This window comes from Telluria sp. RT2P19, from assembly GCF_059685725.1.
On record NZ_JCASIL010000005.1, the window covers coordinates 282,404 to 292,555 of the forward strand.

Consider the following 10,152-nt stretch of genomic DNA (forward strand, 5'->3'; position numbering starts at 1 on the left):
GAACTACAACAAAGCTCGGCAACCGACGCATTGCGAAGGCAAGGCAACGGTCGGCTGGATAACAGCCGGACCGCGTTGCAGGCAGCATGGATATGACGCGCTGACACGGATTGTCAGGTAGGCCAGTCGATATCCCTGGCGTCCATTGAGCGGGAAGTCCTATAGAAGACTGAGCGGAGTATAGCCCAAACAAATCAGGCTTGCTCGGACCTTCAACGGAAAATGCGGCCTTCTCAGTATTCGACCTGTTGCGGCCTCAGTAGTAGTACCGAGCCCCCGCCGGCGCGGCCACGCCGGGCCGCCTGCCGGTACCGCGCGCTGCCGTGGCGCTGTTCTCAGGCAGCCAGCAAGGCCGAAATTTCCTGATAGCCGCCGCGTCCGGCGTCATCGCCCGGCGTGTTGCCCCAACGGTCGCGCGCGCTAGCCGATGCGCCATGATGGATCAGGAATTCCACTGCCTGCGCATGCCCTTCGGATGCCGCCAAATGCAGGGGCGTGCGGCCATCGTAATCCGCCTCGTTGACGCTGACGCCGCTTGCCAGCAGGTGCTGCATCTCGCCCACATCGCCTTGCGATGCAGCCCAGCACAGCGCCATGATGCCATCCAGCTTCGCTTGCAGCGGCTTCTTGCGCGGATCGGTCTTGGCGCCATCGCTGGCCACCAGGCTGTCGTAATTATGGAAGTTGAACGCGCGCACCAGCTCGCGGCAGAACTCGATACCGCGGACACTGTTGCCGTTGTCGTCCAGGGGCGGTGACCAGATGCACAAACCCATGATGTTGGGAATCACGACCATCAGTCCACCGCCCACGCCGGACTTGGCGGGCAGGCCGATCGTGAACGCGAACTCGCCCGAAAAATCGTACATGCCGCATGAATTCATCAGCGACAGGCAGTTCTTGACGGTGCTCGACTGGAAGATGCGTTCACCGCTGAGTGGATGCACGCCGCCATTGGCCAGGGTCCCGGCCAACAGCGCCATGGCTTCACAGCTCATCTCGATCGAGCAGCACTGGAAATACAATTCCAGCGTTTCCACCAGATCGGTATTTTCGGGGAAGCTGCCTTTCTCGCTCATGAAATAAGCCAGCGCAAAATTGCGGTCGGCGGTCTGTTTTTCGGACAGGTACACGGCGTTGTTAAATACCGGCTTCAGGTGTCCGGCAATGCGCTGCCATACCGACATGACGTAATCGAAGCGGTCGGCCGGCCTGGCGCCAGGACGCACCATCGAACAGGCCATGATGGCGCCGGCATTGATCATGGGATTGTGTGGACGGCCGCGCGCATCGAGCGTGATGGCGTTGAAGCCGCTGCCGCTGGCTTCGCGTCCGATATGCCGGTGCACGACTTCTTCTCCCAGCTCTTCCAGCGCCAGGCAGTAGCTGACCGGCTTCGACGTGGACTGAATGCTGAAATGCTCGCCGGCGTCTCCGAGTGCAAAACGCTGGCCGTCGACGGTACACACCGCCACGCCGAATTTATCGGCCGGCACCTTGGCCAACTGGGGAATATAGGCGGCCACCTTGCCGCCGTTGTTGGACTTGGCCTTGACATAGATCTCGGCGATCTTGGCGCAGAACCTGGGAAAGTCGGGCAGTACCAGCCTGCCTTGCAAGGCCTTCTGCAGCAATACCGCGCAGCTTTGCGCGAGCTTCGCAAACTGGTCCTGGGTGAGATCGGGCAGGCGGCCCGGCTCGCGCTCGAGTTGCCCGATCAGGCGCGCCACGCGCGGATCGTCGGGGGCAATCCCGGCCAGTTGCAGGCGATCGATCAATACCTTGCTGGAGAGCTTTTCATCGGTATCGCCGACCAGCGAACGAAATAGCATGGCGTCCGTCTCGGCGGCCTTGGCTGCCGTTGCATTTTGTTTTTTCACTGTGTTTTCCATCGTTGAAACAGGGCGATCCGGCACCGTCGCGTACGTATGCATGCGGCGCCATCCAATGATCTCTTCGCAGCTCAGAGCGAGTAGTACATGTCGAATTCGGCCGGGTGCGGGGTCATGCGCATGCGCTGTACCTCGGCCTTCTTGAGCTCGATGTAGGCGTCGATCATGCCGTCGCTGAACACGCCGCCGCGGGTCAGGAATTCGCGGTCCTGGTCCAGCGCTTCGAGCGCTTCTTCGAGCGAGGCGCACACCGTCGGGATCAGCTTGTCTTCTTCCGGCGGCAGGTGGTACAGGTCCTTGGTCGCGGCTTCGCCTGGGTGGATCTTGTTCTGGATGCCGTCCAGGCCCGCCATCAGCAGCGCGGCGAAGCACAGGTAGACGTTGGCCAGCGGATCCGGGAAGCGGGTCTCGATGCGGCGGCCTTTCGGGTTCGCCACGTGCGGGATACGGATCGAGGCCGAGCGGTTGCGGGCCGAATAGGCCAGCTTGACCGGGGCTTCGTAGCCAGGCACCAGGCGCTTGTACGAATTGGTGCCTGGATTGGTGATGGCGTTCAGCGCGCGTGCGTGCTTGATGATGCCGCCGATGTAGAACAGCGCGGTTTCGGACAGGCCGGCATAGCCGTCGCCTGCGAACAGGTTCTTGCCCTCTTTCCAGATCGACTGGTGCACGTGCATGCCCGAGCCATTGTCGCCGTTGATCGGCTTCGGCATGAAGGTCGCGGTCTTGCCATGGCTGTGGGCCACGTTCCAGATCACGTACTTCAGGTTCTGGGTCCAGTCGGCGCGCTCGACCAGGGTCGAGAACCTGGTGCCGATTTCATTCTGGCCGGCGCCGGCCACTTCGTGGTGGTGCACTTCGACCGGGATGCCCATCGATTCGAGGATCAGCGACATTTCCGAGCGCATGTCCTGGAACGAATCGACTGGTGGCACCGGGAAGTAGCCGCCCTTGACGGTCGGACGGTGGCCGCTGTTGCCGCCTTCGATTTCCTTGTCGGTCGCCCACGACGACTCGTCCGAGTCGATCTTGACGAAGCAGCCCGACATGTCGATCTTCCAGCGGATCGCGTCGAAGATGAAGAATTCCGGTTCCGGGCCGAAGTAGGCGGTGTCGCCGATGCCCGACGTCTTGAGGTAGGCTTCGGCGCGCTTGGCGATCGAGCGCGGGTCGCGGTCATAGCCCTTGCCGTCCGACGGTTCGATCACGTCGCACTGCATGAACAGCGTGGTCTCTTCCATGAACGGGTCGAGGTTGGCGGTGTTCGGGTCCGGCAGCAGGAGCATGTCCGAGGCTTCGATGCCTTTCCAGCCGGCGATCGACGAGCCGTCGAAGGCGTGGCCGGATTCGAATTTGTCTTCATCGAAGTGCGACACCGGGACCGTGACGTGCTGTTCCTTGCCGCGGGTATCGGCGAAACGCAGATCGACGAACTTGACTTCGTGATCCTTCAGCATCTGCATGACATGTTTGGTGGTACTGCTCATCATCTATTCCAATCAATAAAAAGTTCAATCTCAAAGGCGATATGCCGACTCGCCGTGGCTGCACAGGTCGAGTCCAGTGCGTTCTTCGTTCTCGCTCACGCGCAGGCCGCAGATCTTGTCCACCAGCTTGCAGGCGAGCAGCGTGACCACGCCCGACCAGACCATGGTGACGACCACGCCCAGCAGTTGAATGCCGACTTGCGCGGCGATCCCGTAGTCGCCCGACGGGCGGTTGGCGACGTAATCGAACACGCCCTGGCCGCCCAGGGACGGGGCGGCGAACACGCCGGTCAGCACGGCGCCGACGATGCCGCCCACGCCATGCACACCGAACACGTCGAGCGAATCGTCGGCGCCCAGCATGCGCTTGAGCGAATTCACGCCCCACAGGCAGGCGACGCCCGCGACCAGGCCGATGGCGAGTGCGCCCATCGGGCCGACGAAGCCACACGCGGGTGTGATCGCGACCAGGCCGGCCACGGCGCCCGAGGCGCCGCCCAGCATCGACGGCCGGCCCTTGATCCGCCATTCCGCGAGCGCCCAGGCCAACGTGGCCGCCGCGGTGGCCAGCAAGGTGTTGATGAAGGCCAGCGCGGCGATATCTCCGGCCTCGAGCGCCGAACCGGCGTTGAAGCCGAACCAGCCCACCCACAGCAGCGACGCCCCGATCATGGTCATGGTGACCGAATGCGGCGCCATCGCTTCGCGCTGGTAGCCGAGCCGCGGACCGATCATGTAGGCGCCCATCAGGCCGGCCATGGCGGCGTTGATGTGCACGACGGTGCCGCCGGCGAAATCCAGGGCGCCGTGCTGGAACAGCCAGCCGGCCTTGGCGCCCTCGCGCAGCGCGCTGGCGGCATCGGTGATGGCGTCCGGCCCGGTCCAGAACCAGACCATGTGCGCCATCGGCAGGTAGGCGAAGGTGAACCACAGCACCACGAAGGCCAGCACCGCCAGGAACCTGGCGCGCTCGGCCAGGGCGCCGACGATCAGGCAGCACGTGATGGCCGCGAATGTCCCCTGGAACGCGACGTAGACAAACTCCGGCAGCACCACGCCCTTGCTGAAGGTGGCGGCGGTGCTGAACGTCGCCTCGACAGGATTCCAGATCCCGGCCAGGCCGGCGCGCGACAGGCCGCCGATGAAGGCGTTGCCCTCGGTGAAAGCGAGTGAATAGCCGTACAGGCACCACAGCACCAGCACGAGCGCAAACACCATGGTGACCTGCATCAGCACCGACAGCATGTTCTTGGCGCGCACCATGCCGCCATAAAACAGCGCCAGGCCGGGTATCGCCATCAGCACGACCAGCAGCGTGGCGACCATCATCCAGGCAGTGTCGCCCTTGTTCGGCGCCACCGCCTGCGCCTGGGCCTGCACCTGCGCCGCCGCATCGGACGCCAGGACCATCATCAGCGGTCCGCAAAGCGCGGCCCATTTTTTATCGACGTACATTCAACCGGTTCCTCTTCTTTGCATGACATGGGCGTGCGGCGAGTGCCGATCGCCGTCGCGTGTTATCTGCGCCGGCATCGGCTGTTCGCATCCCACGCTATCCATCCGACATACGTAAGCTGTCTATACATGGACGCAGGGCGGGCGGGAATTTGTCGTTGATTGGCGCAGGCGATGCGTCATCGCAACACCGATCGTTGAGAGATGACGCAATACTATTTGTAGTTTTAGGGATAATGCGGCATCATTGCATCAACGATGCCGCATCGTAGCTTGTTTGTAACCAATGATCGAAAAGGGATGGCCATGCCGAACAAAACAGCCGTGTTCGTGATGACGGGAGATGGGGTGGATCGTATTTTCCAGAATGGCGGCAGCCAGTCGTGGGTCCTCAATCCCAGGAACGCGACCAAGCACACCTACCTTGTGACGGTGCAGACCCGTAAGACGGGGCAGTTGACGGGCGCGACCGAACCACACGGGATGGCCTTCTTGATCGGCAAGATCACGGACATCGTTCCCAGCAGCGAGATCAATGCACACGGCCGCTACCTGATCAGGATCAGCGAGTATGCGCGCATCAAGGTGCCGTGCAAGTGGCGCGGCAGCAATCCGGTGCGTTATCTGGATATCGAGGAAGAGCTTGGCATCGACCCGGCCACGCTGGATTTCCAGCCGGTGCCTGGGCCGGCACTGGCGGCGCCGGTTGCGCGGCTCTCCTCGGTCGAGCCGGGCAAGGACGATGCGCCGCTAAGAGACACGATGGAGCCCGTGAATGGTGGAGAACTGAAGTTGACCCTCGCTCAAGCGAAGGCTGGCCTCGCCGCGAATCTGGGCATTCGCCCGGATCAGATCGAGATCATTATCAAGGTCTAGTAGGGCAGAGGATAGTATTGACCGCCGGTGGTCTGTGATCACGCGTGCGTCGCCGGTTGGCGTCAACTTGTTGCTCGTGTCGAGCTTGCTGGTGTGTCTGCAGGGCGGCGACAACAAATGAATGAGCGGGATTAAGTTTGTCAAATCAGTAGTAATAAAATCAAAGACTTACACGTCGTGCTGACAAAGCAATGGTTGTCAACTCCTGCTCTGCAGAGAGCCTAGTACTCGAAGGTCCAACGAATAAAGTCTGTCAAAACGCGGCGTGTCCGTTGTGCGGCAAAGGGCAAGGCAAATTGCTGACGCCTGCTGCCTATCTTAATGCAGACTACCAACCTGGCAGTCCTGCAGGCCTCGACTGGGGGTACAGGCTTCGGTTGCCGGGCGCTAGAAGCCGGCCTTCGTGCACCAAGGATTAGATGGCAACTGGCTCGCCATCGTCGTCCTTTTTCTGGAAAAAGGCACGGGTGCATTGGCGGTCGCCAACTCGGGTACAGCCATGGGCGCCGAGAAGGTGTTGAACCCCGTGTTTGGCACGTTGTTTCCGACCCGGAGTCGCCAAGAAAGCTTCCTAACAATCTGTCGACACACAAATCTATCGGACAAGTGAGTCATTGCGCGCATTCTTCCGCGCATCAAAATCTTCTCAAAAAGCTATTTTCACTAAGCAAATCGATTGAAGAGAGAATTGTTCCATCTGGAAGTCGCAACGATTGCGTTTGGACCTCCAGTCGATAAACACCTGATCCATTGATCCAGTGGCTGGCTGGCTCTTTTTTTAGTCTTGTCATCCCGCTTCTTCCTGAAAAGACCATCGTAAGAGCCTCGGTATCATGATGGAGCGCACGGATAGGGAAAAAATCAAACGGAAACGAAGTTGAACGTTGCTGCCACAGCAATCCTGTTTGGCTGTGGCATGTGATAAGCGAAGACTTCTTCGAGCGCTTGATCATTTTGATGGCCGCAGCCGTGACACTTGTTCGAAATTCTTTCCCCATCGCTGAGGCCACATCTAAGCAGATATCCTTACTCTCCAGCCAAGGGTCAACTAGATAGGTTGGTAAGATAAGTTGGCTAGCGTATCCGTTAGCTTGAGCTTCGGTAGTTCTGGCTTCCGCATTTTGAGGACCGATGTCATCTTGGGCGCATAAGAACGAGCCAGAATGGCGATCACAAATCCAATGAGCTAGCTCATGAGCCAACGAGAATCGCTGTCTCCCTTCTGGGCTGGAGCTGTTCACGCTAATGACTGCTTGGTTGCCGAACGTCGCCAGTCTGGCTTCACAGCCACGTAAAGGCCGATAAATCACCTTAGCGTTTTGGTCATGCGCTATACCTTCCAGGTCGATATGCGATGGATCGGTCACTCCATATCCCCACAGGAGTCGCTCCGCCGGGGAAAGCCGTGCTAGATTAATGTTTATCATCTTCCGGCTCTATCGCCCCCATAGAAACGTAATCGTCGTAAAGAGTTTGCCAATCAGAATCCGACTGCTTCTTCCCTTGTCGAAACGCGAGTCCAGCAGAGGGATTGCTGGCAAACACGCGCTCGACAAGTTGTTTCATTCGCTCGATGCTTGGTCGAATAATCGGTGTTCGCCAGGGCGCAGCTGCTGGTGAAGGCTTTATACTCATACGTAACCGCAGCGCCGATGCAGCGCCTTCTCGCATTAACCTTTTGGTATTTAACGCGATAGCCTCTACGTCTTGGCCATCCTGTTTTGCTTCTATTCGAAGCTCCTCGTCGCTTAGAGACAAAAGGTCGTCAATTGCCGCGTCTCGAAGAGCGATGATCTCTTCAATTGTTTTGTTCTGGCTCATTTTGCTCTCCTGCCGGGAAACAGCTTGTCAAGACCACGACGGAAGCGTCTCTTGGCCGTGTCATATTGGGTCTGCGTCATCTCAGAAACTTCGCGCACCTCATGCGGTCCCAAGCCGTCCTTGATGCCCATAATGAGCCAGGTCACCTCGCTGTCGTTCGCGAAGTGGTTTTCAACGACCTCAGCATCAGCTTTGGCTTTGGTCACGCGTTCTTGGGTCTCCTCGAGCTGGATGATGGCATCCTCATGGCTTGAATGGAGGTGTCCCTTAGCAGCCAACACCTCTTCGCCGGAGTTCGCCTCAGTTGCCATTTCCTCAATCCGCTTGACCTGGGTCTGCTGGTAGGACTTCACCGAGTCATTGGCAATGCCCCGCATGCACGTGATCAGAAACGCCATGAAGTTAATGGATTTGCGCCAAGCGCGTCCCTTCTCGCCTACGGCACCGCTCATGGCGCGCATGATGGCCTCATTCAGCAGCTCACCTGGGCCTTGATACTCGCTTCCGAACAGCAAATAAGTAGCAGCCTTGTTGAGCTTGTACAACTGTTCCGAGCTCAAGTCTTCAATCGCTTGTCGCAGCTCGTCTGGGCTTGCAAGATCATCTTCTTGTTCAATCGGTTCCAATTCGGAGCTCCTTACATCGTTATTGTGTATGCGGGGGTAACTTTAAAAACGGACAGTGCTGCGATCTTGTCCGTTTTGCCGAGTTCGCCCGCATAGGTTAGGGAGCGGCACTAAAGCCGTGATAAGGATGTGTGAAATGAGCAACAAACGCAACCAACATGTAGTTCCTCATCCCGACGGCTGGGCGGTAAAGGGCGAAAAAGCGCAACGCGCAACGGGGCTGTTCGATCGTAAGTCGGACGCTGTGCAGCGTGCTCGCGAGATTGCTCAGAACCAGAAGACCGAACTGGTCGTCCACAAACAGGATGGCAGGATCGAATACAAGGACAGCCATGGTCCTGACCCGTTCCCGCCGAAAGGCTGATTTTTGAGCGGGTCGCTTGAGGGATCCGCTTTATTTGGTCTTGTCAGCCTTCTGTCATCGCAAGAAGGCTGACAGCGCAAAAGTACAAATGAAAGGATTACGACATGAGTAGATGCACAGCACCAGTACGTGGACATAGCTCAGCGGCCGCGGCTGCGGAATGTCCTGCGTGCCGTCACCGTAGTAGCTACCGCTACAGCGGCTATGGCTCTTCCTACTCCCCGCCGGGCAGTAGCGGGACTGGCTATAGCAGCAGTGGTGGGGGCGGTGGCAACAGATCCAGCAGCGGTTCAAGGCCACGCTGGTCGAAAGCGGGTTCGTCCGTGTCGTACACTCCGGCTCAAGTGCAGTCACTCACGCCAATCCGCGACACCGTTGAGACGCGGGCAGCGGAGCACCCAGACCTTCGTGACGTCTTTTTGTGCCATGCGTGGGACGACCGGCAGGGGCCAGCCAAAGAATTACACGATTTGCTCGTGGCGGCGGGTGTTAAGGTCTGGTTCAGCGAGAAGGACTTGGGTCTCGGCGTTCCGATGATGCGCGCCATCGACAAGGGCCTAGCGAATTCGCGAATCGGGCTTGTGCTAGTGACCCCTGCGCTGCTCACCCGCCTCCCAAAAGAAGGTGTCGCGGACAAAGAACTTTCGGCACTCCTAGCAGGTAACCAGCTCATTCCCATCGTGCACAACACGACATATGGGGATCTCCGCAATGTTAGTCCTTTGCTCGCCTCTCGAAGCGGCCTGGACACTGCAGAAGATTCAATGGCAGTGGTCGCGGCAAAAATCGCCGAGCTGGTTACTGTTTAACCCTATTGCTCGCATAATGACTTCGTCAAATAGAAAGGTCCCGACACAAAGTATCGGGACCCTTATTTCTGTCAAACTTTATTCGCAGTTCAATGAACAAATCGAGTCGAGTTTGTCAAAACTATGCGAAAAGAATCAAGCACTAACGAAGTAATCTCTCTGGCAATTTTTGTCAAATTTTGCTCTGCCGTATGGAAAAGATCGAACGTAGGATATATGAAGTTGTCAACCGCCTGTCACTCCATGCTGAATGGCCTAGATGTCAAGTCCCGCCTGTCATAAACCCGTTTGACAAATAATTCGGGGCGCTTTTTCTGCCATTCTTTGAGCGCTAGAATCGGTGTTCTGCCGTCGATGGCGCGTTGGGGAATGTGATGGTTGTAGAGCTTCAAGTAGTTCATCAAGGTCGTCTCCAGATCAGCCCTGCTGTCGAAACGGGTCTGCTGTAGCAGTTCGTTGATTCGTCCGTTGAAGCGCTCTACCATGCCATTTGTTTGCGGGTGCCGTGGCGGTGCCAGACGATGCTCCGCCTGCAGTGCGGCACAAGCCACATCGAAGGCATGGCTGCCGCTCGGCTTCTTGTCCTTGGTAGCAAAGCGGTCAGTGAACTGAGAGCCGTTATCTGTCAGTATCTTGCTGATCTTGATCGGTGAAGCAAGCTTGAGCCGACGCAGGAAATCGACACTGCTCTTGTCCGTCATGTCGGTAAGCGTGCAGCCCACCCACCTGTAACGTAGCCGCGATGACGTGCAGACTCGAGGTTTTCTACTTCGAGGATTCCATGACCCGTCAACGCATTCCCGCATCGACCTGGCATGAGCG

At 58.4% G+C, this 10,152-nt stretch carries 9 protein-coding genes and 1 pseudogene; 3 read left to right on the forward strand and 7 right to left on the reverse strand.

The window, feature by feature from the left end:
• Window positions 1-335: 335 nt before the first annotated feature.
• The 3 genes from glsA to AC56KW_RS09430 all read right to left on the reverse strand — a co-directional run bounded on the left by glsA (window position 336) and on the right by AC56KW_RS09430 (window position 4,789).
• Window positions 336-1,880, reverse strand: coding sequence for a glutaminase A (gene glsA / locus AC56KW_RS09420; protein WP_497170466.1), 1,545 nt, complete (start codon window positions 1,878-1,880; stop codon window positions 336-338).
• 83 nt (window positions 1,881-1,963) lie between these two features.
• Window positions 1,964-3,379 (reverse strand): type I glutamate--ammonia ligase, encoded by a 1,416-nt coding sequence (gene glnA / locus AC56KW_RS09425; protein ID WP_497170467.1) that lies wholly within the window; start codon window positions 3,377-3,379, stop codon window positions 1,964-1,966.
• Between the two features lie 30 nt (window positions 3,380-3,409).
• Entirely contained in the window at window positions 3,410-4,789 is a 1,380-nt protein-coding gene (locus tag AC56KW_RS09430) for an ammonium transporter (RefSeq protein WP_497170483.1), read from the reverse strand.
• A gap of 345 nt (window positions 4,790-5,134) precedes the next feature.
• On the opposite strand from AC56KW_RS09430, the gene AC56KW_RS09435 reads away from it, so the two are divergent.
• Window positions 5,135-5,710 carry a hypothetical protein gene (locus AC56KW_RS09435; protein ID WP_497170468.1) on the forward strand — a complete coding sequence of 192 codons (576 nt, stop codon included), beginning with the start codon at window positions 5,135-5,137 and terminating at the stop codon, window positions 5,708-5,710.
• Between the two features lie 635 nt (window positions 5,711-6,345).
• On the opposite strand, the gene AC56KW_RS09440 is transcribed toward AC56KW_RS09435, so the two are convergent.
• Genes AC56KW_RS09440 through AC56KW_RS09450 form a run of 3 tightly spaced genes read right to left on the reverse strand, consistent with a single transcriptional unit; the run spans window position 6,346 to window position 8,157 of the window.
• On the reverse strand, window positions 6,346-7,077 hold the full coding sequence (locus AC56KW_RS09440) for an ImmA/IrrE family metallo-endopeptidase (RefSeq protein WP_497170469.1): 732 nt from the start codon (window positions 7,075-7,077) through the stop codon (window positions 6,346-6,348).
• 46 nt (window positions 7,078-7,123) lie between these two features.
• Window positions 7,124-7,531, reverse strand: a complete 408-nt coding sequence (locus AC56KW_RS09445; RefSeq protein ID WP_497170470.1) for a hypothetical protein — start codon at window positions 7,529-7,531, stop codon at window positions 7,124-7,126.
• Window positions 7,528-8,157, reverse strand: coding sequence for a hypothetical protein (locus tag AC56KW_RS09450; protein ID WP_497170471.1), 630 nt, complete (start codon window positions 8,155-8,157; stop codon window positions 7,528-7,530). Before AC56KW_RS09450 ends, AC56KW_RS09445 begins: the two co-directional genes overlap by 4 nt.
• A gap of 136 nt (window positions 8,158-8,293) precedes the next feature.
• On the opposite strand from AC56KW_RS09450, the gene AC56KW_RS09455 reads away from it, so the two are divergent.
• Together AC56KW_RS09455 and AC56KW_RS09460 are read left to right on the forward strand one after the other, a co-directional pair.
• Window positions 8,294-8,521, forward strand: coding sequence for a DUF2188 domain-containing protein (locus AC56KW_RS09455; protein ID WP_497170472.1), 228 nt, complete (start codon window positions 8,294-8,296; stop codon window positions 8,519-8,521).
• A 323-nt stretch (window positions 8,522-8,844) separates the two neighbouring features.
• Complete coding sequence (locus AC56KW_RS09460; RefSeq protein ID WP_497170473.1) at window positions 8,845-9,330, forward strand: toll/interleukin-1 receptor domain-containing protein; 486 nt, start codon at window positions 8,845-8,847, stop codon at window positions 9,328-9,330.
• A 255-nt stretch (window positions 9,331-9,585) separates the two neighbouring features.
• Here AC56KW_RS09460 and AC56KW_RS09465 read toward each other — a convergent pair.
• Window positions 9,586-10,058 (reverse strand): annotated as a pseudogene (locus AC56KW_RS09465) (integrase core domain-containing protein); the annotation flags it as partial.
• Window positions 10,059-10,152: the final 94 nt, after the last annotated feature.